The 22,626-nt window shown below is 40.5% G+C and carries 33 protein-coding genes; 19 read left to right on the top strand and 14 right to left on the bottom strand.

The window, feature by feature from the left end; genetic code table 11:
- Together ACWIUE_RS03960 and ACWIUE_RS03955 are read right to left on the bottom strand one after the other, a co-directional pair.
- The gene (locus ACWIUE_RS03960; protein WP_454135083.1) at positions 1-678 is read right to left on the bottom strand and encodes a hypothetical protein; all 678 of its coding nucleotides are present in this window, start codon (positions 676-678) and stop codon (positions 1-3) included.
- Positions 656-2,044, bottom strand: coding sequence for a M23 family metallopeptidase (locus ACWIUE_RS03955; protein WP_454135081.1), 1,389 nt, complete (start codon positions 2,042-2,044; stop codon positions 656-658). Before ACWIUE_RS03955 ends, ACWIUE_RS03960 begins: the two co-directional genes overlap by 23 nt.
- A gap of 85 nt (positions 2,045-2,129) precedes the next feature.
- On the opposite strand from ACWIUE_RS03955, the gene ACWIUE_RS03950 reads away from it, so the two are divergent.
- A complete protein-coding gene (locus ACWIUE_RS03950) occupies positions 2,130-2,306 on the top strand; it encodes a hypothetical protein (protein ID WP_454135079.1) in 177 nt (58 codons plus the stop codon).
- Here ACWIUE_RS03950 and ACWIUE_RS03945 read toward each other — a convergent pair.
- Positions 2,269-2,481, bottom strand: a complete 213-nt coding sequence (locus tag ACWIUE_RS03945) for a hypothetical protein (protein WP_454135077.1) — start codon at positions 2,479-2,481, stop codon at positions 2,269-2,271. The two genes, ACWIUE_RS03950 and ACWIUE_RS03945, sit on opposite strands and share 38 nt — an antisense overlap.
- Between ACWIUE_RS03945 and ACWIUE_RS03940 the strand changes: the two genes are divergently transcribed.
- The 3 genes from ACWIUE_RS03940 to ACWIUE_RS03930 are packed head-to-tail and all read left to right on the top strand — an operon-like array spanning position 2,481 to position 3,117.
- Positions 2,481-2,729: a hypothetical protein gene (locus ACWIUE_RS03940; protein WP_454135075.1), complete on the top strand. Its 249-nt coding sequence runs from the start codon at positions 2,481-2,483 to the stop codon at positions 2,727-2,729. The two genes, ACWIUE_RS03945 and ACWIUE_RS03940, sit on opposite strands and share 1 nt — an antisense overlap.
- Positions 2,695-2,916, top strand: coding sequence for a hypothetical protein (locus tag ACWIUE_RS03935; RefSeq protein WP_454135073.1), 222 nt, complete (start codon positions 2,695-2,697; stop codon positions 2,914-2,916). Before ACWIUE_RS03940 ends, ACWIUE_RS03935 begins: the two co-directional genes overlap by 35 nt.
- A gap of 15 nt (positions 2,917-2,931) precedes the next feature.
- Positions 2,932-3,117: a hypothetical protein gene (locus ACWIUE_RS03930; protein ID WP_454135071.1), complete on the top strand. Its 186-nt coding sequence runs from the start codon at positions 2,932-2,934 to the stop codon at positions 3,115-3,117.
- Positions 3,118-3,164: 47 nt separating this feature from the next.
- Here the strand turns inward: ACWIUE_RS03930 and ACWIUE_RS03925 are convergent, their stop codons facing one another.
- Genes ACWIUE_RS03925 through ACWIUE_RS03895 form a run of 7 tightly spaced genes read right to left on the bottom strand, consistent with a single transcriptional unit; the run spans position 3,165 to position 8,840 of the window.
- Positions 3,165-3,431 (bottom strand): hypothetical protein, encoded by a 267-nt coding sequence (locus tag ACWIUE_RS03925; RefSeq protein WP_454135069.1) that lies wholly within the window; start codon positions 3,429-3,431, stop codon positions 3,165-3,167.
- Positions 3,415-3,945, bottom strand: a complete 531-nt coding sequence (locus tag ACWIUE_RS03920; RefSeq protein WP_454135067.1) for a restriction endonuclease subunit S — start codon at positions 3,943-3,945, stop codon at positions 3,415-3,417. Before ACWIUE_RS03920 ends, ACWIUE_RS03925 begins: the two co-directional genes overlap by 17 nt.
- A gap of 14 nt (positions 3,946-3,959) precedes the next feature.
- A complete protein-coding gene (locus ACWIUE_RS03915) occupies positions 3,960-4,568 on the bottom strand; it encodes a restriction endonuclease subunit S (RefSeq protein WP_454135383.1) in 609 nt (202 codons plus the stop codon).
- Between the two features lie 46 nt (positions 4,569-4,614).
- Positions 4,615-6,621 carry an HsdM family class I SAM-dependent methyltransferase gene (locus ACWIUE_RS03910; RefSeq protein ID WP_454135065.1) on the bottom strand — a complete coding sequence of 669 codons (2,007 nt, stop codon included), beginning with the start codon at positions 6,619-6,621 and terminating at the stop codon, positions 4,615-4,617.
- Between the two features lie 15 nt (positions 6,622-6,636).
- Positions 6,637-7,167 carry a MotE family protein gene (locus ACWIUE_RS03905; protein WP_454135063.1) on the bottom strand — a complete coding sequence of 177 codons (531 nt, stop codon included), beginning with the start codon at positions 7,165-7,167 and terminating at the stop codon, positions 6,637-6,639.
- The gene (locus ACWIUE_RS03900) at positions 7,164-7,595 is read right to left on the bottom strand and encodes a flagellar FliJ family protein (protein ID WP_454135061.1); all 432 of its coding nucleotides are present in this window, start codon (positions 7,593-7,595) and stop codon (positions 7,164-7,166) included. The genes ACWIUE_RS03905 and ACWIUE_RS03900 overlap by 4 nt, the downstream gene beginning before the upstream one ends.
- A gap of 9 nt (positions 7,596-7,604) precedes the next feature.
- Positions 7,605-8,840 carry an adenylosuccinate synthase gene (locus tag ACWIUE_RS03895; RefSeq protein ID WP_454135059.1) on the bottom strand — a complete coding sequence of 412 codons (1,236 nt, stop codon included), beginning with the start codon at positions 8,838-8,840 and terminating at the stop codon, positions 7,605-7,607.
- 83 nt (positions 8,841-8,923) lie between these two features.
- On the opposite strand from ACWIUE_RS03895, the gene ACWIUE_RS03890 reads away from it, so the two are divergent.
- Genes ACWIUE_RS03890 through ACWIUE_RS03880 form a run of 3 tightly spaced genes read left to right on the top strand, consistent with a single transcriptional unit; the run spans position 8,924 to position 10,050 of the window.
- On the top strand, positions 8,924-9,589 hold the full coding sequence (locus ACWIUE_RS03890) for a glycosyltransferase family 10 domain-containing protein (RefSeq protein ID WP_454135057.1): 666 nt from the start codon (positions 8,924-8,926) through the stop codon (positions 9,587-9,589).
- Positions 9,590-9,596: 7 nt separating this feature from the next.
- On the top strand, positions 9,597-9,911 hold the full coding sequence (locus ACWIUE_RS03885) for a hypothetical protein (protein WP_454135056.1): 315 nt from the start codon (positions 9,597-9,599) through the stop codon (positions 9,909-9,911).
- The gene (locus ACWIUE_RS03880) at positions 9,856-10,050 is read left to right on the top strand and encodes a hypothetical protein (RefSeq protein WP_454135054.1); all 195 of its coding nucleotides are present in this window, start codon (positions 9,856-9,858) and stop codon (positions 10,048-10,050) included. Before ACWIUE_RS03885 ends, ACWIUE_RS03880 begins: the two co-directional genes overlap by 56 nt.
- Before the next feature lie 70 nt (positions 10,051-10,120).
- Here ACWIUE_RS03880 and ACWIUE_RS03875 read toward each other — a convergent pair whose 3' ends face one another.
- Entirely contained in the window at positions 10,121-10,270 is a 150-nt protein-coding gene (locus ACWIUE_RS03875; protein ID WP_454135052.1) for a hypothetical protein, read from the bottom strand.
- Positions 10,271-10,402: 132 nt separating this feature from the next.
- Here ACWIUE_RS03875 and ACWIUE_RS03870 point away from each other — a divergent pair, with 132 nt between their 5' ends.
- Positions 10,403-10,936 (top strand): hypothetical protein, encoded by a 534-nt coding sequence (locus ACWIUE_RS03870; RefSeq protein WP_454135050.1) that lies wholly within the window; start codon positions 10,403-10,405, stop codon positions 10,934-10,936.
- A gap of 484 nt (positions 10,937-11,420) precedes the next feature.
- Here the strand turns inward: ACWIUE_RS03870 and fliP are convergent, their stop codons facing one another.
- The 3 genes from fliP to ACWIUE_RS03855 form a co-directional block, all read right to left on the bottom strand.
- A complete protein-coding gene (gene fliP, locus ACWIUE_RS03865) occupies positions 11,421-12,107 on the bottom strand; it encodes a flagellar type III secretion system pore protein FliP (protein WP_454135381.1) in 687 nt (228 codons plus the stop codon).
- Positions 12,108-12,292: 185 nt separating this feature from the next.
- Entirely contained in the window at positions 12,293-13,000 is a 708-nt protein-coding gene (locus tag ACWIUE_RS03860; protein ID WP_454135049.1) for a flagellar motor protein MotB, read from the bottom strand.
- A 15-nt stretch (positions 13,001-13,015) separates the two neighbouring features.
- Positions 13,016-13,780, bottom strand: a complete 765-nt coding sequence (locus ACWIUE_RS03855) for a motility protein A (RefSeq protein WP_454135047.1) — start codon at positions 13,778-13,780, stop codon at positions 13,016-13,018.
- Positions 13,781-13,877: 97 nt separating this feature from the next.
- Between ACWIUE_RS03855 and glmU the strand changes: the two genes are divergently transcribed.
- From glmU to ACWIUE_RS03800, 11 genes are all read left to right on the top strand, one after another.
- Positions 13,878-15,239 (top strand): bifunctional UDP-N-acetylglucosamine diphosphorylase/glucosamine-1-phosphate N-acetyltransferase GlmU, encoded by a 1,362-nt coding sequence (gene glmU / locus ACWIUE_RS03850; RefSeq protein ID WP_454135045.1) that lies wholly within the window; start codon positions 13,878-13,880, stop codon positions 15,237-15,239.
- Complete coding sequence (gene thiS / locus ACWIUE_RS03845; protein WP_454135043.1) at positions 15,236-15,448, top strand: sulfur carrier protein ThiS; 213 nt, start codon at positions 15,236-15,238, stop codon at positions 15,446-15,448. Before glmU ends, thiS begins: the two co-directional genes overlap by 4 nt.
- A gap of 304 nt (positions 15,449-15,752) precedes the next feature.
- Positions 15,753-15,989, top strand: coding sequence for an AbrB/MazE/SpoVT family DNA-binding domain-containing protein (locus ACWIUE_RS03840; RefSeq protein WP_454135041.1), 237 nt, complete (start codon positions 15,753-15,755; stop codon positions 15,987-15,989).
- A complete protein-coding gene (gene mazF / locus ACWIUE_RS03835) occupies positions 15,989-16,321 on the top strand; it encodes an endoribonuclease MazF (RefSeq protein WP_454135039.1) in 333 nt (110 codons plus the stop codon). Before ACWIUE_RS03840 ends, mazF begins: the two co-directional genes overlap by 1 nt.
- A gap of 295 nt (positions 16,322-16,616) precedes the next feature.
- Entirely contained in the window at positions 16,617-17,345 is a 729-nt protein-coding gene (locus tag ACWIUE_RS03830; RefSeq protein ID WP_454135037.1) for a Nif3-like dinuclear metal center hexameric protein, read from the top strand.
- Between the two features lie 16 nt (positions 17,346-17,361).
- Positions 17,362-18,291, top strand: a complete 930-nt coding sequence (locus tag ACWIUE_RS03825; RefSeq protein WP_454135035.1) for a zinc ribbon domain-containing protein — start codon at positions 17,362-17,364, stop codon at positions 18,289-18,291.
- Positions 18,292-18,294: 3 nt separating this feature from the next.
- Positions 18,295-19,503: a lipid IV(A) 3-deoxy-D-manno-octulosonic acid transferase gene (gene waaA, locus ACWIUE_RS03820; protein ID WP_454135034.1), complete on the top strand. Its 1,209-nt coding sequence runs from the start codon at positions 18,295-18,297 to the stop codon at positions 19,501-19,503.
- Positions 19,504-19,514: 11 nt separating this feature from the next.
- The gene (locus ACWIUE_RS03815; protein WP_454135032.1) at positions 19,515-20,246 is read left to right on the top strand and encodes an RluA family pseudouridine synthase; all 732 of its coding nucleotides are present in this window, start codon (positions 19,515-19,517) and stop codon (positions 20,244-20,246) included.
- Positions 20,225-20,533 carry a hypothetical protein gene (locus ACWIUE_RS03810; protein WP_454135031.1) on the top strand — a complete coding sequence of 103 codons (309 nt, stop codon included), beginning with the start codon at positions 20,225-20,227 and terminating at the stop codon, positions 20,531-20,533. Before ACWIUE_RS03815 ends, ACWIUE_RS03810 begins: the two co-directional genes overlap by 22 nt.
- Positions 20,530-21,351 (top strand): prolipoprotein diacylglyceryl transferase, encoded by an 822-nt coding sequence (gene lgt / locus ACWIUE_RS03805; protein WP_454135029.1) that lies wholly within the window; start codon positions 20,530-20,532, stop codon positions 21,349-21,351. Before ACWIUE_RS03810 ends, lgt begins: the two co-directional genes overlap by 4 nt.
- A gap of 11 nt (positions 21,352-21,362) precedes the next feature.
- A complete protein-coding gene (locus ACWIUE_RS03800) occupies positions 21,363-22,556 on the top strand; it encodes a M48 family metallopeptidase (protein ID WP_454135027.1) in 1,194 nt (397 codons plus the stop codon).
- Positions 22,557-22,626: the final 70 nt, after the last annotated feature.

Genomic DNA, 22,626 nt, shown 5'->3' with positions numbered 1-22,626 from the left:
TTAGTTTATTGCACTTAGTGCGTCGCTTATTTTTAGTCCAATATCGCCGTCTTTTGCGATTAGATTTAGTTTGTATTTTAGCATTTTTTGCGTGATTGCCATTCCGTTAAATAAAATTTTGCCATTTGCAATTTGCGATAAAATCATATATTCGCCATCACAGCGCACTTCGCCCTCGCACTTGCCGAAAATAAAGGCACTTTTTTTCGTGCTAATTTTCGCACCGGAATTCACACGATTGAAAATCGCTAGATTCTGCTCACTTTTGATTTCCACGCCACTGCGAAGTAATTCCGTAAATACGCGAAAATCGGTAGATTCTGCGATTTTGGCGAGATTCTGCGGAGATTCTGCGAATTTGGCAGAATCCAAATTAGATTCTGCGATTTTCCCACAATTCGCAGAATCTTTGTGTATCAAATTCGCATTTTTTAGCACGCTAACATTTTTTGCACCACTTTTTGCCCCAAAATTAAAATTTTTTGGTTGCAAGTAATCTAACTCATATTTATCCAAAATCGCCCTTATTTCCGCACTCAAATCCTCCACCATCAGCAAGTGCAGTCGCAAAACGCTCTTATTTTGCGTGACAAATCGCTCCACTTCATCTAGCGGAATATCCGCGCGGATGATGAAAATCTGCATATTTTTCTGCTCAATCTTTGGCATAAGTGTCAATTACCTCCCTTGCGTTTTTTAAAACATCATTTATGTGCGTTTTCAACCACTTGCTATCCATCCACTCATTTGCGGTGCTTGGCAGTCCCTGCAACAAAATGCTAAAATGCAAGTGGTCGCCAAATGCAAGTCCGCTCTCCCCGCTTCGCGCGATAATATCGCCACTATAAACAAAATCGCCTTCCTTCACCGCCATATTTTGCAAATGCGAGTAAAGCGACGCCACGCCGTATCCGTGCTCGATGATTATCGTATTGCCATAAATGCCAAGTTCCTCAGCAAATGTCACAATGCCCTCATTTGAGGCAATTATAGGCATATTTTTGATATTTGCCAAATCAACGCCCAAATGCCAGCTATCCCCCGCATCCATTTTATTAAAACTAAACTTTCGATAATCGCCAAATAGTCCCACCACTCGCGCGTCATTTGCGGGTTTAAATGTGGCAAATTCATTTATTTCGCGTGGCACATTTAGCAGTTTTGCATTCATCCTTTCCTCGTCACTTTGGCGGATAGTTTCATTCACATAGGCAAATGCGCTAATTTCATCTTTGAAATCCGCAAGTGTGTAAATATTGCCATTTTCGATAATCTCTGCGATTTTCCCCTCGATAAATGTGCTTTTAAGTGGCAGATTTGAAGTGCGGTAGTTGCGATTGTAACGCGCGAAATTGATATTAAATCGCCTTGTATTTCCTGCTTTATCCTGCGCGATTATGGCACTTTTGAAGGATGGATTTTTGATATACCAAGGGATTATGCCGACAAAATAATTTGGTTTGTAAAATGGAAACGCCACAAAACTTTGAAATCCATTTGTAAGTGAAATATTTGCCATCGCAGAATCTTTTGCATAAAATACCACCGCTGCCGCCCCGCCCCGCACGATGATATTGCTCATTTGGATAACGCTAACTTGCGGTAACTGCGTGTCAATGGTGAGTTTCAACTCGCTTTGTGCGATATTTCCGCGAAAAAAGCGATTTTTGCTCTTATCTTGCGCGGTGATTGTGTAAATCAACTCATCGCCATTTTTAATATTCATCTTTGGGATGGGAAGCATAAAAGAGACTTCATTTGACGCAGAATCTGGCGTTTTGTTAAGCAAAGTCTTTTGCGCTCCATTTAAACTAACAGCGACTTTGTAGCGTTTAATGCCCGAAGTATCGGTGATTTTGATAGGAATATCCCACTTTAAGTTCCAATGCGAGGCATTTGGCAAGGAAATCTGCGGAGGATTTCGCTCAAAAAATGGCGAAGTATGGATAAAATACACAATCAAAGCACACAGCAAAACGCCGATGCTTGGGGCGATATTGCGCTTTTTGAAAAGATTTGTAAAAGTTTTTTTGGTGATTTTCATTTGCCTGCTTTCTAAAATTTATCGCAATTATAGGCAAAAATCTTTAAAAATACGCGTTAAATGCGTAAAGATTCTGCGAAAATTTGTGATTTTTTTGCGAGATTCTGTGAATTTTGTGTGTTTCGCAGAATCTGCCCGCATTTCGTCATTGCGAGGCAACTTGTCGCCGAAGCAATCCAAAAATTCCCCCTCCCTTGCGGAGGGGGTTAGGGGGTGGGTAATTTTTATTTTAGATTCTGCGTTTTTTGATTTTTTTCATTAGATTCTGCGACTCGTGCGAAAATTTGAGATTCTGCGAATCGTGCGAAAAATATAAATTCGCAGAATCTAGCGCGAAAAAATCCGTCATTGCGAGATTTTGCGAAGCAAAATCGTGGCAATCCACATTTTGCATTTTGTATGAGAAACGCAGAATCTAATTTGCTATTTTCCGTCATTGCGAGATTCTGCGAATGCAGAATCGTGGCAATCCAAAAAAATAAATCCGTGCGAAGCACCAAAATCTCGCCCGCTTCGTGGTGCAAAAAATCGGGAAAAAGGTTGCAGTAGTGCAACCCGCCGATTTTTTGCTAGAAGCGGATTAAGCGAGGCACTCCCCCTAAAAGCGAAAAGCGTGAGCTTTTGGCGCGTAGGGGGAGCGGGGAGGGGGGGTGCAGCCCTTTTGCGAGAAAATAAGAGACTTTGAAATGAAATTAGGCGACAAAATCGCAGAATCTGAAAATAGATGGTTGCTTCGCTTCGCTCAGAATGACAAAATGAAGTGCGAATCACAGAATCTTGGATTGCTTCGCCCTTGCCAAAGGCAAGGACTCGCAATGACGAAGTGGGGCAGATTCTGCATTTTGTGTGTAATTCGCAAAATCTCGCAATGACGGATTTTTTGCACTTTGATTTGTATTGCATTACCATCGAAGTATTCTACTTGTCAAATTTTTGGTAAAGTCAAAGTCGGCGTGGGGATAGATAGCGATAAAATGGAGACATTTTTAGATGATATTATAAGTGCTTTTGATAGTGAGTTAAGGGATATTTTAGTTGAAATTTATGTGAATTTTGCAAGTTTCAAGTTTTAAGGGTGGCGGTAAAGCACCGCCTTTAATGTGCGCGAATTATAGCGCGTTTAATTTATGCTGTCAATAGTTAAATATTTGCAAAATTTTAGATTCTGCGTTAGATTCTGCGATTTTCGTGCGATTCGCAGAATCTTAATGGATTGCCACGAGAATTCGCATTCGCTCATTCTCTCGCAATGACGGCGTGAGTGGATTGCCACGACTTGCATTCGCAAGTCTCGCAATGACGAAGTGAAGTAGATTCTGCGATTTTGGGCTAGATTCTGCGAATTGTGTGAAAAATATAAATTCGCTAGACTAGCGATTTTCCACAATCGCTTTGGTGGCGTTTGTGCGCTTTTGCTTCCATAAAATTACGCTTTTTATCGCCTCTTTTTGCACCGCGCTAATGAAAGTTTCCATAAAATCAAAGGCGATTTTGCCATCCATCGTGGGGAGGGCGATTTTGAGTGCTTTTAGTTTTGCTGATGATACGGTGTAGCTGTATCCAAAAATGCGAAGCTGTTGCGCTAATAGCGAGGTTAGAAACAATCCCACAAATCTATTTTTGATAATTTTATGATTTGTCAAAACCAAAACGCCATCCGTTGTGACAAAAGGCTCGGGCTGATAGTAGCTTACGCCCGTTTGTCGCCCTATGATGATGGAGTGCGCTTCAAAAACTCTGTGATTTTCAGCCCTTACTTTGCATACATATCCGTTGCATTCGTCATTTTGCGCTATGAAGCTAATCCCCATTGCGTCTTTTTCTAAATCGCCTTGTTTGGAGATATTGCCTCGTAAAATTTTCTCAAATAAATCGCCTACGCTAAATTCGCGCCAATGCAAATCAGCGGGCGGTTTTACTCTCTCTCTCTCTCTCTCGTTGCGCCGTTTTCAATGGCATTTAGGGCGGTTTTTTCTTTTGCATTTAACTCGCAATCTTTTAGTCCCGTAGCCTCCAAATATGCTTCTAGCTCTCTTATATGCTGTGCTTCTAGCTCTTTTATGTAAGATTCCATAAAATCAAAGGCGATTTTGCCATCCATCGTTGGGAGTTCTAGCGTTTCTTTTTCTATTTTTGTTTTGGAGAGCATATTTGAAAATCCAAAAAGCGACTTAAATTTAAAGCTATAAGCGCAAATAAAACCGCCTATAAAGCGATTGAAGCGTGAAAAATATTGCGATTTTGGAAAAAGCATATTTACCCTGCCGTGCGAAACGGCGTAAAATTCTTTTGGTTGATAGAAAAAATTGCCAAACATATCGGCGGTTAAGATATTTGCAGGGAAAATTTGCGCTTTGCCATCGCCGTGCTTTATGTGCTTTGTAATGCCGTTATTGCTTTCACCTGCGGAAACTAGCGGAATCTCGCCACTTGGCAGTTCATTTGCCTTGTTATCCCCACTTGAAAGCACGATATCAAACAAATCCCCGATTCTAAATTCCTCCCATTTGCCACCTTGTGCGATGAATTCTGATTCGATATTTGCGAGATTTGCGCTTATTTGAGCGGGGTTAAAGACAATCCTTTTTTAAGACATTTGCGACTTCCCACGCGAGATATTCGCTCACGCATTTTTTGAAATCCTGCAATGTGGGTTTAGAATCCACCTTTTTATGCTGCTCAAAATTCCAATCCGCCCCGCTAGGCGTTATAAAATCCTCGATATAGATTTCATCTAAATTCCACTTGCTTTGCAAAAATCTGCTTGAAGCCTTGCCATTTTTATAAATCTCTACGATGTCATTATAGCGCGCTGTGGGGTTATCCACCTCTTGCAAACTTCGCTCGGTGCGCTTATAGCCATCATTGCGAAAGTCGATAAATTTCACACTTTTGCTAAAATTATGCGGAGTTCCCGCCTCAAAGATATAAATGCTCGTTTGCACGCCTGCCATCGGCGCAAATAAGTCGCTTGGCATTTTGATACTTGCTTTTAGCGTGTGTTTTTGCAAAATGGCTTTATTTGTATTTATCGCTTTGCCACTCCCCGCAGAATCTTGGATAATAATCGCGCCTAATGCGTGGCGTGGCATATTATCAAGTCCTAATTTTATAAAGGGCATTCCGTTTTCTTTATAAGAAAATGGCGGATTTAGCAAGATTCTATCGGCTTTGAAGTCTTTTATGGTTTGCGTCAAAGCGGTGTTAAAGCTGTCGTTTTGAATGATTTGTGAGCTACCATCGCCTCGCAAAATCATATTTGTAGTAGCTAGGGCGTAAATATCCGCGCTTTCTTCTATGCCTAAAAGCTGTGTTTGTTTGATTTGATTTATTTTGTCTTTTAGATTAAAACTCTGCGTTTTGGCGTCCTGCGTAGCTATGCTAATCATCAAATCCATAGCCGCGATTAAAAATCCCGCCGAGCCTGTGGCTAAATCTATCACTTTGCAATCTTTGTCAATCTCTAATATTTTGCTCATCATTTTGGTTACATAAAAGGGCGTTAGCACTATGCCTATCTCTTTGCCCCCGCTCATCGCGTATTTTAAAAATTCATTATACATTTCGCCCATAATGTCATAAAATTTGGTGTTTTTATTAAGCGTATTTATTTCGTTGAAAATATGCTCGAAAATGTAGGTAAAAACTTGCTTATTTGTGCTGGCGGTTTTACCTTTGAGATATTTGCTCTTTTCTAAATGCTTGTGCAAGGCTCTAATTATGTCTCTGTTTGCGTTAATTGTCATTCTGTGGAATGAATTTGTCATTAGAGTGATTTTATCTTGCGCTAAATTGTGGTTTTGCAAAAACTTTTCTATGTGATTTTGGATTTTTATACTATCTCTGTAATCTCCATCTGCGCCTAAAAGCAAATCAGGAATCAAGCCTTTTTCTAGCGTTTGTGTGCCACTTTTGATATCCTGCATAGCAAGCAAACACGCCGCGACAAATAAAGCCCGTTCGTGCGGTAAAATCGAAAAGTCATTCATAATTTTGCTTAAATTTTTGGCGTGCGTGGATATAAGCCCCCTTTTATAAATGGCAAAATTATGCTTTTGCTCATCGGTTAGCTTGATATTTTCATAAAACTCATCAAAAGCTTCTTTATCGCGCAAAAAGCCCAAATCTTTGTAATTTGTATCGATATAAGTATTATTTTCAGCGACATAAAAGACTTTTATCTCCACGCTACTTGCGCTTTCACCTGCGATGCCTACGGCTATGACTTCTTTATACGCATTTGCTTTGACTAAATGTTTTGCATAATGCAACGCACCATTTAGCGCGAAATCCCTAACGCTTGGAATATCCTCTTTTAAAACTAGCGGAGATTCTGCGGCGCAAAGCTTTTTAATGCCTAATTTATTTTCGATAACCACAGGAATGCTGTATTTCTCCACCACAAAATCAATCGCAGCTTTGCCACCCTTGCCACTTTTACTTGCGCCTTTTAGGGCGTCCTGCATATAAGGCGAGGCGGTTTTCTCAAAATAATCGCTATTTTTAACTAGCCCCAAATCCTCAAAAGTCGCCTTTACAAAGTCATCGACATCGTTTTCTAGCTTCCACGCGCTCATTTTGCCCTCTTTTGATTATTCATCCATTATTTCATCTTGCGAAAATGGCGGACCATTTTTTAGCAATTCTGTGAGTTTTGCTGCCTTTTGTGCGTCCATTTTGGCGAGAATTTTCCCGCTTGATTTTGCATCCATTGTAAATAAAATCTCTGCTGCTTGTTTTAGTGGCATTGCGCCAAAAATCTCACTTGCCTTTGAATCCTTCATCTTTGCGTAGGTTTCGGCGATTTTGGTGCTTTTTTTGGCGTCAATTTGGGCGAGAAGTTCCTCATTTTGCTTAATCAAATTTTTGATTTCATTTTCTCGCATTTTTGCCTCATCGATTAGCTTTTGCACTTTGATTTCTTGCAGTTTTAACTGCTCCATTCTATCGCTATTTGCGCGTTTTTGCTCATCGTATAAAATATTTAGCATCTTTTTTTGCTCGGCGATTTTGTTTAGTTTGCTTTGCAGTTCATTTTTCCGCTCTGCAAAAATCGCACTGCAATCAATCATATTGCAAACCGCCCACCCCACGCAACAAATCGCCATAAAAATAATTCTCATCGCTCCGCCTTTTTTTGTGCCATAAATTTATTTAGCGCAATCTCATCCATCGCTACAAGCTCCGCTCTCTGCGCTTTTTTAAGTAGATTCTGCACTTCATTTAAATGCAAATAGTTGATTTTCTCAAACTCGATTTTTGATTTTTGAAATTGCTTTGTTATATCCACTTTTCGCGCTTCCATCATCTGCAAAAAGGCATTTTCCTCCGTGATTTTCGCACGAATATTGCTAATGCCCTCTTTAAATCTCAAAAATTCGCTGTAATTTTTGCTCCCCTTTGGCAAAGAAAACTCGCTAATTAGTCGCTCCAAATCCGCAATTTCGCCCTTTTTTTGCAGAATCTCCGCATTTACTTTCATAAGTTCAAGTTCGATTTTACTCACAATGCTTTGCTTTAATCGCAGAATCTTGCTAAATTTTGTTTGCACCGCGCAATCCTAACGCATTATAATATCATCTCGCTCGGGACTTGTGGAGATTATGGCGATTTTCACACCTAAAATCGCCTCCAATGCGAAAATATAATCCTTTGCATTTTGTGGCAAATCATCGAATTTCCGCACCCCGCTAACGCCACTAAATCCGCTAAATTCCCTATAACGCGGCGTAATATCATTTAAATCAAATGGATAGTTTAGATTTTCGCAAGTTGCGATTGTCTCGCCACCTCTTTCATATCCCACGCAAACTTTGATTTTTGGGAAATCATCTAATACATCTAATTTCATCAAAGCAATTTTGCTAACGCCATTTAGGGCGATTGCGTATTTTGCCGCCACCGCATCAAACCACCCGCACCGCCGAACTCTGCCCGTTGTCGCGCCGATTTCTCCGCCCTTTTTTTGTAAAATCGCTCCCCACTCGCCAAAATCCTCACTTGGAAACGCCCCTTTGCCTACTCTCGTGCAATACGCCTTCATAATGCCAATCACTTCGCCCAAATCCCTTGGCGCAATCCCGCTTCCGCTACACGCACCCGCTGAAATTGTCGTAGAGCTCGTCACAAAGGGATAAGTCCCGTGGTCGATATCTAGCATACTTCCTTGCGCGCCCTCTAATAAAATGCGCTTATTTTTAGCAATGCCATCCCACAAAATCGCGTCAATATCTTTGATAAAAGGGCGCAGATTCTGCGAATATTCCCTCATTTGCGCCTCTAACTCATCGATATTTATTTGCGGGATATTTTCTAACTTTTTGCGTAGTTTTTTTATAAAGTTTTCAATATCGCACATTTCGCCCACGCGAAATCCCACGCGCGAGACTTTATCAGCATAAGCAGGTCCAATGCCCTTGCAAGTCGTGCCAATCGCATTTTTCTCATCGCTTTCATTTGCTTTATCACGCGCTTCGTGATATGGCAAAATCAAATGCGCCTTTGGACTGATAAAAATGCGCCCCTCCGCACTCTCAAACTGCGCGATTTCATCCAAAAATGCCTGCGGATTTAGCACCACGCCATTGCCAATTAAATTTAGCGTGTTTTCATACAAAATCCCGCTAGGCACGAGGTGCAGTGCGACTTTTTTGCCATCCACTACAATCGTGTGCCCAGCATTATGACCGCCCTGATAGCGGACGATAATGTCATAACCTTTTGCCAAATTATCTACAATCTTTCCCTTGCCCTCATCGCCCCACTGAATGCCTACCACAACATCGCATTTACTCATTTTCACTCCCAAAAATCAAATTAAAATCGCAATTATATCTAAATAATTTTGGTAAGATTCTGCGAAATTTTAAGGATTTGATGATGAAAAAAATAAGAGTGCATTTTGCGGATTTTACCACGATGGATGGGATAAAACGCAGAATCTTAGAGATTTTAGCGCAAAAATATGAAGTGATTTTAGATAGCGACAATCCGCAATATTTATTTTACAGCGTGTTTGGCGCAGAGCATATCAAATATGACTGCGTTCGCATTTTTTACACAGGCGAAAATATCGCCCCGGACTTTAATTTCTGCGATTATGCCATTGCGTTTTGTCATCTTAATTTTGGTGAGCGATATTTGCGCTATCCGCTTTATTTGTTTTATGGAGGCGATTATTTACGCGCACGGGACAAGCATCTTGGCATCTCAAATGAGATTCTGCGACAAAAACGCAGATTCTGCAATTTTATCGTTAGCAATGGCGGGGCAAATCCGCTTCGGCGCGAGTTTTATGAGATTTTATCGGCATATAAAAGGGTAGATTCTGCGGGGCGATTTTTGAATAATGTCGGTGGCGCGGTGGCGGATAAGTTTGCCTTTCAAAGCGAGTGCAAATTCAGTCTATGCTTTGAGAATTCAAGCACGAGCGGATACACCACAGAAAAGTTAATCCAAGCAGTCGCCGCAAGGACGATTCCCATTTATTGGGGCGATAAAAGTGCCTTTGGTGCGTTAGATACGGGGGGGGGGGGGAATCAATAAAAATGCAGTGATTTTCGTAGAATCTGAGAGTGATTTTCCGCAAATATTAGATGAAATAAAGCGCATTGATAGCGATGAAAGCGCGTATTTGGCGAAGTTGAGAGAACCGCTATTTTTGGATTTTCATCACAAAGAGATTTTTGATTGGCGGATGGAGTGCTTTTTGTTTAATATTTTTGATAAAAATTATGATGACGCATTTATGCGGAGTAACTCGCAAATCACGCAAAGCAGGGAAAATCTCTATAAATTTGCAATGCGACAATTTGGAGTGCATTCAAAGACGAAAGGCATTTTGCGAAAACTGCGACTTTGGCGGTAGATTCTGCGAATTTCGTGCGAATCGCAGAATTTGTAATTCCCCCTCCCTTGCGGAGGATTCTGCGTTTTGTTCCCCCTCCCTTGCGGAGGGGGTTAGGGGGTGGGGTTTTTACGATTTAGATTCTGCGAAATTGCATTAGATTCTGCGAATTACACTCTCACGCCGTCATTGCGAGGCACAAAGTGCCGAAGCAATCCATTTGCATTTTTTTAAGATTCTTCGCTTCGCGCTAATAATAACAATTTTTTGGATTGCCACGACTTGCATTCGCAAGTCTCGCAATGACGATTTAAAATTAGATTCTGCGATTCGCAGAATCTCGCACGAAAATCGCAGAATCTATGCAACCTACTTCTCATTTTTGCATAAAATCGTAACTTGATAATTTTTAAAATTGCATTGCGATGATGGATTGATATTTTATTGCGCTATAATCGCAGAATCTTTGGTTTTTGAAAGCAAAGAAATAACATTTTTAGCGGAGGATTGCTATGAAAGCAATATTGTTATCAATGATTGTTGCAGTTGTTGCGTTTGCGATAAGCCTTGAAGGACTAAACATAAATAGGGATGCTGACTATAAAATTATAGAGGATAATTTAGAGAAATTGAAGGCAAGATGTGAGGCAAGAGAGGGCAAAGCTTGCCGATTCGTATCTTTATTTTATAGTAGCAAATATCTAGAATCGCGCTATGAAGCAGAATTCGGCAAATTGCGTGTAGAATATGCTTTTAAGGGTTGTGATTTAAGAGATGGTCCTTCGTGCCTTACAATAGCTGTTGAGTATGGCGATGCACACGGCTATCGAAAAGTATTGCAAGAAAATCCTGAAAAATATGTAGAGTTTTTACACAAGGCTTGTGAATACAATGAGATAAATAGCTGTAATCTGCTTGGACATTACTATTACAGGGAAGCTGATTCTAAAAAAGGTAGTGAGAAAAAAGCTGCCAAAATTAAATCAAAGCATTTTTACAAAAAAGCCTGTAAATTAGGACACGACATAGCGTGTAAAGAAAAATAAATTATCTCAAATAAAAGCGCATAAGGCATTTATTTGCCAAATGCGTATTTTTTATAAAATTGCAGAATCTGCGCTAGATTCTGCGAATCGCAGAATCTAATCAATCTTTGTCATTCTGAGCGTAGCGAAGAATCTCAAAAAAATCAAACAAAAGAGATTTTTCGCTCACTTCATTCGCTCAAAATGACAATTTTTTTGTGGATTGCTTCGCCCTTGCCTTTGGCAAGGACTCGCAATGACGGATTTTTTGCATCAGATTCTGCATTCGCAAGTCTCGCAATGACGAAATATTAAAATAATTTGCGGTAGCAAATTACAATCGAAGTAATAGCGGTTTTTCGCAAACAAAAAAGTGTCTGTGCGGAAGTATTTTTAGGCGATTTTGTGGGTTTTCAAGCACAAAAATGCGAGATAGAACTAGATGGTTCATCGAGCGTTTGAGTGCGTAGAATCCCGCAAAAGCGTCAAAAAGACAATCGCACTTTTAGGTTTTAAAACTGCCTACAAGATTACCAATCAGCAAATTAAACCCATCCACTAAAATAAAAATCAAAATCTTAAAAGGCAATGAAATCATTATAGGCGGGAGCATCATCATACCAAGTGCCATTAGCAAAGAGCTTACAACCATATCGATGACTAAAAATGGCAAGTAGAGCAAAAAGCCGATTTGAAATGCCGTTTTTAGCTCGCTTATCATAAATGCGGGTAGTAGCACGGTTAGCGGGACATCATCGATTGTCTTTGGATTTTCTAATTTGCGAATGCGAAAAAACAACGCCAAATCCTTCTCACGCGTATTTTTTAGCATAAATTCTTTAAATGGCGCGATTGTGCGCACAAATGCTTCATCATAAGGGATTTCTTTTGCAATGTAGGGCTTTATGCCGACTTCATAGCCCTTTTTTGCCACAGGCTCCATTATAAAAAATGTCAAAATCAGCGCAAGGCTTACCAAAATTTGCGTGGGTGGCGATTGTTGCGTCCCCATTGCCGTGCGTAAAAAGCCTAGCACGATTATGATTCGCGTAAAACTTGTCATCACAAGCACAAGGCTAGGCGCAAGAACTAAAAGCGTGATGATTACTATGATATTTAGCGTATTTACCAAATCGCCCGGCTCTTTTGGGGCGTTTATGGATAGATTCACGGTCGGCAAAGTAGGCGACATTGTGGCGGGTAAATCCGTTACTTGGCTTGGATTTATCGTGTTGCCCGTTGTGCCACGCGGTTGCTCTAAAATTAGTCTGCCATTTTCATCTAGATTCGGCGGAGTTTGAATCGCATTTGTCTCATTTGGCGCGGAAAAAAGCGGCGATATAAAAATCAAAAATGCCAAAAATCGCGCAAATCGCATTATTTAGCACCCTTATCCAAAATCCCTTTTGGCGCAGAATCTCCCTCTTTTGCGTAGAAGCGAATGTTTATCGTGTCAGTTTCTACACTTTTATCCTCGCGCCCGATTGTGCTAATCCTCGCGCCATCGATTTGCAAAGCATAAAGTTCGCGTGAGATTGCAAGTGCGATATTTGAAGCGCGCTCCAAATTTATCTGTGCGCTTGAAAGATTCACCCGCCCTAAAATTTCGATATTTGTATTTTTTGGCATTCGCTCAAAAATCTGCTTCACACGGCGCAAAAATAGCTTTGCGTCTTCATTTACAGCAAAATTTTTATCAAAAAGCATATTTGTAGGGAGCGTGATGATAAAGCCATTTATCCCATCGCCTATGATATTTGCCGCACCTGCGGAGACTTTGGGCGATTCGCTTAGCTCAATCAAACTTTGCTCAATTAGCTTTACTTCTTGCGCGTATTCGGGCGGTGGGACGATGTCGCCGGGTAGGGTTATGCGATTTACGCTTGGCTCGATTTTGATACCGCCCTCTAATATGCTTAATGCCCCGCGAATGCTCGCCTCCGCCTCTTTTAGCTTTTTAGCATCAAAAGTCGCCATCGATAAAAGCAAAATAAAAAATGTGAGAAGCAAGCTCATCAAATCGCCAAAAGTCCCTAGCCACAGGGGCAATCCGCCCTTTGGCTTTGGCTCAAACTTCTTTGCCACTATAAAATCCTAAATTTAGTCAAATTGACTAACGCGCTCACTAGGTGGCAGAAATGATAAAAGTTTCGTCTCTAAAATGCGCGGATTATCCCCCGCCTGAATACTTATAATGCCCTCAATCACGAGCGATTGCATTAGCACTTCATCTTGTGCGCGAATGCGTAAAATATTTGCAATCGGCGCACCCACGGTGTTACCAATGAGCGAACCATACAAAGTCGTAATCAACGCCACCGCCATCGCAGGTCCAATAGAGCTAGGGTCGCTCATATTTACAAGCATCGCCACAAGCCCAATCAGCGTCCCAAGCATACCAAATGAACCCGCCAACGCCGCCCACTGCTCGAAAATATCCGCATTGCCATTATGCCTAGAAAAACTTTGCTCCATATCAATCTCTAAAAGCTCTCTTATCGAATCCGGCTCCGCGCCATCGACAGCCATACTTAGCCCTTTGCGTAAAAAGTCGTTTTCTTCTTGATTGACATTTTGCTCCAAGCTCAAAATGCCGTCTCTACGGGCTTTTATGGAGTATTCGGTAATTGTTTTGATGAGTTGCGGGATGTCATAAGTGTGCGGTTTGAAAGCAACGCCCATATAGCGAAAAATATTGCGCATCTGCTCGAACTTTACAGCAATCATAAGTGCCGCTATCGAACCGCCAAAGGTAATCATAACCGATGGGATATCGATATATACGGAGATTCCAGCACCTAGCACAGTCGACCAAAAAAGTAGCACAATGATAAATGCTAAACCAATTACGCTTCCTAAATCCATCTTTTCTCGCTTTTTATGAGATTGTTTGAAAATAAATTTGCGATTATATCTTTTTTTGTGTTAAAATTTTTATAAAAAACAAAAAGGATTGATTTTTATGAAAAATATTATCATTGAATCACCCGCTGAATCGCCCATCTCTACGATAATTTTGGCGGGTGGATTTGGCACACGAATGAAAAGTAAAATCCCAAAAGTTATGCACAAAATCTGTGGCAAAGAAATGCTTTTTTGTATCATCGATGAAGTGGCAAAACTTAGCGATGACATTCATATCGTGCTGTATAACGAAGCGGATTTGATAAAAAATGCGATTTGTAAGCAATATGGCGAGTTTGTAGAGAAGTCGCTGCATTTGCATTTGCAAGATTACAAAAACTATCCCGGCACCGCAGGAGCGATAATGCAGGGCGCAGAATCTGCCACGCCAAAAGCACCCATCGCCACAAAATATGAGAAAATCCTAATTTTAAGTGGCGATATGCCCCTCATTCGCGCTGAATCTTTGCAAAAATTCGCGCAATCAAAAAGCCAAATCGCACTTGGCATTTTGGAGTTAGAAAACACCACAGGCTACGGACGCGTGGTGATGAATGGCGACAAAGTTAGCGCGATTGTCGAAGAAAAGGACGCCGATTCGGCTACAAAAGCGATAAATTTGGCAAATGCGGGGATTTATTGCCTAAATCGCGCTTTGCTTGAATCTGCCTTGCCACGCATTGATTCGCATAACAATCAGCGCGAATTTTATCTAACGGATATTATAAAATTTAGCGATGATATTTGCGGGATTGTGGCGAATGAGTGCGATTTTATGGGGGTAAATTCAAAAGTCGAACTTGCAAAAGCGGAGGGTTTTGCGTTAGAGCGATTGCGAGATTCAGCGATGAAGCAAGGGGTGATTTTTCACCTGCCACACACAATCTATTTGGAGTTTGGCGTGGAGTTTGAAGGCGAATGCGAGATTGAAAATGGCGCGGTTTTGAAGGGCAAAAGTAAGATTATACATAGCAAGATTTTAGCGCACAGCGTGGTTGAATCAAGCGAGATTGCGCATAGCACAATTGGACCATTTGCGCGAATCCGCCCGCACTCGCTTATCAAACACTCGCACATCGGCAACTTTGTGGAGGTGAAAAACTCGCATTTGATGGATATAAAGGCGGGGCATTTGAGCTATTTGGGCGATAGCGAAGTGCAAAGTGGCACAAACATCGGTGCGGGGGTGATTACCTGCAATTATGATGGCAAAAATAAGCATAAATCTTTCATCGGCAAAAATGTCTTTGTCGGCAGTGGGACGCAGCTAGTCGCGCCGATTTATATCGAAAATAATGTGCTAATCGCCGCTGGGAGCGTGGTGACAAGCGATGCAAAAGATGGCGATTTAGTCGTGGCACGGGCAAAGCAGGTGAATAAGGCGGGATTTTTCTATCGCTTTTTTGGAGGTGAGAAATGAGAGTGTTTGTAAATGGCGAATCTATGGAGTTTGAAAATGGCAAAAATATCGATGAAATTTTGGCGATTTTGGGCGTGGAGCAGGGCGCAAAATCAAGGATTTTTGCCATCACGCTAAATGCGAATTTTGTGAAAAAAGAGGACTATAAACGCATAATTTTAAAAGATGGCGATAAAATCGAAATGCTACAATTTATGGGCGGCGGGTGAGAGATTCGCAGAATCTTAAAATCTCTCCATTTTTTGCGATAAATACCCCACCCCAAACCCCTCCCGCAAGGGGAGGGGCTTTTATATTTATATCCCTTGCGGAGAGATTCACATAAAAATTTTTTCTCTCCCCCTCCCTTGCGGATGGGGATTAAGGGGGTGGGTAGAATTTTATTTTAGATTCTGCGAATTTCGTGCGTTTCGTGCGAGATTCTGCGAAAAAATATTAGATTCTGCGATTTTAAAGCGAATCGCAGAATCTTTATAGTATAATTGTATAAACTTTAATATTTAAGGATAAAAAATGATAAGTGAGATTAAGTTAAACAAATGGGGAAATTCATTAGGATTACGCATCCCAAGTGCGTTTTTAGAGCAATTAGGGTTGAATATCGATTCAAAACTGCAAATGGCAATAAAGGATGATAAAATCATCATAGAAAAACAAAGGGATTTAGCGCAAATGTGCGATGAAATCAATGAATATAATTTAAATATCGATAGCGAGTGGATTGATAATTCATTAGGCAAGGAATGGTAATGTATATACCTGAATATGCGGATATTATTTGGCTAGATTTTAACCCACAAAATGGACACGAGCAAATGGGCAAAAGACCCGCTGTTGTGCTAAGTGCGAAGTCTTATAATGCAAAAAGTGGTTTGTGCGTTTGCGTGCCAATTACTAGTAAAATTAAGGGTTATCCCTTTGAAGTGCCCTGCGCTGTGGCAGATAGGGAAGGAGCGATTTTGAGCGACCAAATAAAAAGTATGGATTTTAAGGCGCGAAATGCGAAATTTATTAAGAAATGCGATAAAAATATAATTGAGCAAATAAAGAAAAATATCGCTTTGTTGCTTCAAATTTATTGATTTTAGTCGCAGAATCTGCGCTGTGCTTCGTCATTGCGAGACTTGCGAATGCAAATCGTGGCAATCCAAAAACAAAATAATAAAATAGATTGCCACGACTTGCATTCGCAAGTCTCGCAATGACGAATCTATTTTAGATTCTGCGATTTTCGTGCGTTTCGTGCGAGATTCTGCGAAAAAATATTAGATTCTGCGATTTTCGTGCGAGATTCTGCGAAAACATATTAAGATTCTGCGATTTGTGTATAATTCGCAGAATCTAGCAAATTTTAAGGACATTTTTAAGGAAGTTTTTATGAAAACGCTTTTTGAAATTTATGAGTTTTTGGATAGCATTTCGCCCTTTGATTTGCAAGAGGGCTGGGATAATAGCGGGATTTTGATTGGGCGAAAAAATGCAAAAATAAAAGAGATTTTTTTATCGCTTGAAGCCACGATAGAAATCGCGCAAAATCTCCCGCAAGATTCGCTACTAATCGCCCATCACCCGCTGATTTTTAAGCCGTTGAAAAATCTATGCGCGGATTTTTATCCAAATAATATTTTAGAGATTCTCATTCGCAAAAATATCGCGCTCATCGCGCTTCACACGAATTTCGATTTAAGTCATTTAAATGAATCTTTTGTGCGTGATGTGCTTAAATTTAAAAATTTTTCGCAAGATAGATTCATTATCAAAGTGCCATTTTGCGATAATTTTGGCAAACTTTTGGCGCATATCAAAGCAAAAATGCCAAAATCCAACCTAAAAATCACGCGTTCAAGCGACTTTGCAAACAATCTAATCATCGTTTGTGGCGCAGGGTGCGGGGCAATCGGCGATGAAGCGTTAGGCGAAAATGACTGCATTATCACAGGCGATGTAAAATATCACGATGCAATGCGATTTTTAAGCCAAAAAGTCTCCATCATCGATGTCGGGCATTACCACAGCGAAGGGCATTTTTGCGCAATTTTGCAAAAAAATTTGAAAAAAATTGACTATAACGCTATAATTTGCGATTCAAAAAATCCATTTAGTTAAAATTAAGGACAGCACGATGAATAACGACTTGCTAAATCTTATCAAAATATCAGAAATTGACAAAAGGGCTTCTGCAAAAGAGCCACAAATCGCCGCGATTGAATACGAACTTGAATCCAAAGTCAAAGAGCTAAATAGCTTGGAGTGGGATTTAGAAGAGATTCGCAATGATATTAAAAAATCGCGCGTGGAGATTTCAAATAGTGAGCTAACAATTGCCGAAAATAGCGAGAAAATCGCGCAATTAGAGAAAAAAATGGCGGTTGCAAAAAGCGAGAGAGAGTTTCGCGCATTGGACGCTGAAAATGGCATCTCAAAGGAAAAAATCACCTTTGCAAATCAAATCATCGCCGATTTGGAGGCAAAAATCGCTAATTTCAAAGAAAAAGAGAGCGCAATCATCGACAAAATGAACGAATTGCAAGAGATTATCAAAGAGACGCAAGTTAGCGTGAATGAGCGTGTGGGCGTGATTCACGATGAGCTAAAAACGATTTTCAACGAAAAGGCACTCATCGCAAAAACCATCGAAAATAAACTCATCGTATTTTATGAAAAAGTCCGCAAATGGGCGAAGGATAGTAGTGTCGTGCCTATCAAAAAACAAGCGTGTAGCGGGTGCTTTATACGAATCAACGATAGAATTTTCGTGGATTTATTTAAAGCTGATGCGATTACGACTTGTCCGCATTGTGGGCGAATCTTGTATTTAGAGCAAAGCGAAAGAGAGAGATATGCAGATTCTGATAAAAAAACTACTAAAAAATCCGCAGAATCTAGCAAAAAATCAAGTGCAAAAAGCACAAAAAGCGCAGAATCTAAACAATCAAGCGCGAAAACAAGCGCGAAAAAATCCGCAGAATCTAGCGCGAAAAAAACAAGCGCAAAATCCACCAAATCCGCAGAATCTAAAAAATCCGCCACCAAAAGCAAAGCTAAAAAATAGCGTATGTTTGCAATCTGCTATTATGCCCTGCTTTGCGTGGCATATATTTTTATGCTCCCTATTTTGTGCTTTTTTAGCGCATTTAAGCCAAAATATCGCCACTCAATCCCAGCGCGATTTTTTATGTGGAAAAATGGCGCGTTTGAATCGGCAAATTTTGCGCCAGAAGTGTGGATTCACGCTTGTTCTTTGGGTGAAATAAATTCGCTTCAAGCCATTTTAAGCGAATCTATCTTGCAAAAAAATCTCTTAATCACAACCACCACAAACACGGGATACACAAAGGCAAATGAGCTATTTTCAGCGCATAAAAGCGTGGCAATTGCTTACTTGCCATTTGAAATTTTTATCCCATTTATAATGCCAAAAAGCCTAAAAAAACTCGTAGTTTTGGAGGCGGAGCTATGGTTTATGCTATTTTTTTGCGCCAAAAAACGCGGAGCGCACACGATTTTGCTAAATGCGCGAATTAGCACAAAATCCTACCCAAAATACAAAAAATATAAGTTTTTTTACACGCAATTTTTTAAATATGTAGATAAAATTTTCGTTCAGCAAAAGGCAGATATTGAGCGATTTTTAGCACTTGGCGCAGAATCTAACGCACAAAAAATCGAAACTATCGGCAATATTAAAGCACTCTTGCGCCCCAAAATTTCGCAGAATCTTAAAAGAAATTTGCAAAGCCAAACGCTCATTGTTGCTGCTAGCACTCACAAAGGCGAAGAAGAGCTAATCTTACGCGCTTTTAAGGCAAATTTTATGGATTCGCCATTGCACCGCCTAATCATCGCACCCCGCCACCCTGAGCGATTTGGCGAAGTTTGGGAAATCATAAAGGCGCACAAAATAAGTGCGACAAAATACAGCAAGAGCGGATTAGACTACGAATCTAGCGTGATTTTACTTGATTCGCTTGGCGAACTCATCAATATTTATGCGATTGCGGATTGCGTGATTTTGGGTGGGAGTTTTGTGAAAATGGGCGGACACAATCCGCTTGAATGCGCATTTTTTGGCACACAAATCATCAGTGGCGAACACATTTTTAACCAGAGCGCCCTTTTTGAGCTGATTGAAAATTATAAGATTGTCAAAAATGACGAACTCATCGCGGTTTTAGGCGATTTGCAAAATCTCCCAAAAAGCAAAATCAAAGATTTGGCACTAAAAAATATGCAAAATAAAATTAGCGAAATTTTCGCAGATTAGGGCGATTCAAAGTGGATAAAGCTTATAAGATTTTGGCAATGCAAAAAAATTTATCAAATAGAGAGGCAAAAAGTTTGCTAGATAGCGGACTTGTTGAAAGCTCGGGCAAAAAGATTCGCGCTAGTGATGTGATAAGCCCCAAAACTCCGCTAAAAATCTTAGAAGTCGATAAATGTGAAGTGATTTTTAGGGATGAGCATATTTTGGCGATAAATAAGCCAAATGCGGTGGATTGCGCGATTTTGGAGAAAAAATTTGGTGATTTTGCTTTGCTTCATCGATTGGATAAGCCCACAAGTGGCGCCCTTTTACTTGCAAAAAAGGATAGCGAATTTTACGCCAAAGCCCTAGCGGAGTTTAAAAATCGCGCCGTTTATAAAGAATATTTGGCACTTGTAAGCGGGATTGTCGCAGAGCCACAAATCATTGATAAGCCCATATACACGGCAAAAAATCACTATGCAAAAAGTGAGATTAGCTTCAAAAACGGCAAAAGCGCGATTAGCGAAATCACTCCGCTTCAAATTTATGGCAAAAAAACGCTACTAAAAGTCGCCATAAAAACGGGGCGAACGCACCAGATTCGCGTCCATTTGCAGAGCATAAAGCACCCGATTTTAGGCGATAGCGTCTATGGTGGCGAATCTTTTAAGCGACTTATGCTACATTCTTACAAAATCCGCATTTTTGATTACGCATTTTGCGCGGAGGGAGGGAACTTTTGGAAGTTTTTACAAGGCTAGTTAGAGGCGGCAAAGAAGTCATAATCGATGGCAAACTGCGCGATTATGATGAATATATCGAAATAAAGGCGCAAATCAAAGAGGAAATCGCCGACTCCGCGCTCACGCTGTATTTTATAAATAGCGTGGTGGTGGATTCATACTTGCTAGGATTTATCTTAAATTTGAAAGAAAATGGCGGTGTGAAAATCAACATAATCGTGGCTAATTCACGGCTTTATGAGTTTTTGCAAAATATTGATTTTAATAAGTTTTTTGACATAAAGATTAAGGAATATGTGGAGTGAATAGCTGGAATCTTATCTACCAAAACTTCGATAGAGTCGCATTTAGCATTGGTGGCGTGAATATCTATTGGTATGGTTTAGCTTACGCGGGTGCGCTAATCATCGGGCTAATCGCCGTGCAGTTCTTTATCAAAAAGGACAAATATCCCATTTCGCCAAAATTGCTTGAATCCTTTTTCATTTACGCAGAAATTGGCATCATTTTGGGGGCGCGAATCGGCTATATTTTGATTTATGATTCGCATACGAGTTTCTATCTAGCGCACCCGTGGGAGATTTTCAATCCCTTTAAAGACGGCAAATTTGTCGGCATTAGCGGTATGAGCTATCACGGCGCGGTTGTGGGCTTTATCATCGGCACATTTTTGTGTGCGTGGCGCAACAAAAAATCATTTCTTATGCTTATGGATTCAGCGGCGATTGCGTTGCCTTTGGGCTATATTTTGGGGCGAATCGGCAACTTTTTAAACCACGAATTAGTCGGCAGAGAGACAAATCTCCCAATCGGCATTTTGGTAGGCGACAAACTTGTGCATCCTAGTCAGCTTTATGAGGCGTTTTTGGAGGGATTTTGCGTGTTTGTGGTGCTATTTTTGATTCGCAAAAAATTGCGTTTTCAAGGCGAACTCATCGGCTTTTATATGCTATTTTATTCAATCGCAAGATTTATTTGCGAGTTTTTTAGAGAGGCGGATGCGCAAATGGGCTATTTTTACGGATTAAGCGCGGGGCAGATTTTGTCCATCATCACGCTATTTGTAGCGATTGGATTTATCATCGCCGTGCGAAAACGCGACATTAAAAAACTACAACTATAAAGGACAAAAATATGATATTTTTAAGTGTGATTTTTATTTGCTTTTATGTGCTACCGATTTGTATTGTCGCAATGCTTCAAATAGCGCATATAAAGGCGCAAAATAAGGTTGTGATTTTAAGTGAAAGCGACTTTGAAATCGCTAGAAATTACGCGCTAACTACGCAAATTTTTAGTATTTTTGAGGCGATTTGGAGTGGTGTTATTTTTATTTTTTGGGCGAATTTTGGACTAAATTTATTGCAAAATCTAATCGGCGTGGCAAATCTTACTGATAGTGCGCTATTTGGGGCGATTTTTGTGGTGATTTTTTTGGCAATAAATAGCATTTTTTCGCTCCCACTTGACGCCTACAAAAGCCTAGTCATCGACAAAGCCTTTGGTTTTAGCAAAATAAGTGCGGGGCTGTTTGCGGTGGATTTTATCAAAGGTTTTGTGATGACGCTAATTTTGGGCTTTGTCATCGCATTTGCGCTAGTGTGGCTAATCGAAAATATCGCGCTTTGGTGGATTTGGGGCTTTGTGCTAATGCTTTTTATCGCAGTGGGCGCAAATATCATCTATCCGCTAATCATTGCGCCCATTTTCAACAAATTCACGCCACTAAATGACGAAGCCCTAAAATCCCGCATAGAAGCGATAATGCAGCGCGTGGGATTCAAAGCGAACGGCATTTTTGTGATGGACGCAAGCAAAAGGGATGGACGGCTAAACGCCTATTTTGGCGGGTTTGGCAAGGCAAAGCGCGTAGTGCTATTTGACACGCTACTCTCAAAAGTCTCTACTGACGAACTTTTGGCGATTTTGGGGCACGAGCTAGGGCATTTCAAGCATAAGGATTTACTAAAAAATATCGCGATTATGGCATTTGTGCTTTTTGCGCTATTTTTTATCGCTGGGAATCTCCCGCAGTGGCTTTTTGAGAGCTTTGATTCGGGCAAAAATGGTGCGCTTGTGCTTTGCATTCTCATTTTGATTGCGAATCTAATTTCATTTTATTTTATGCCAATCATCAACTTTTTTTCGCGCAAGGCGGAGTATAAGGCAGATGAATTTGGCGCGAATCTCACAAATAAGGCGGATTTATACAATGCCTTGACAAAGCTAGTGAGCGAAAACAAGGCGTTTCCCTACTCGCACAAGGCATTTGTCTTTTTCTATATGAGCCACCCACCGCTAGTAGAGCGACTGCGTGCGTTAGAGTAGATTCTGCGAAATTCTGCGAATTTTCACGCGAAACGCAGAATCTTGCACAGATTTTAGATTCTGCGAAATT

This window comes from Helicobacter sp. 23-1045, assembly GCF_053654655.1.
This window is presented reverse-complemented; position numbering and strand designations above follow the sequence as displayed.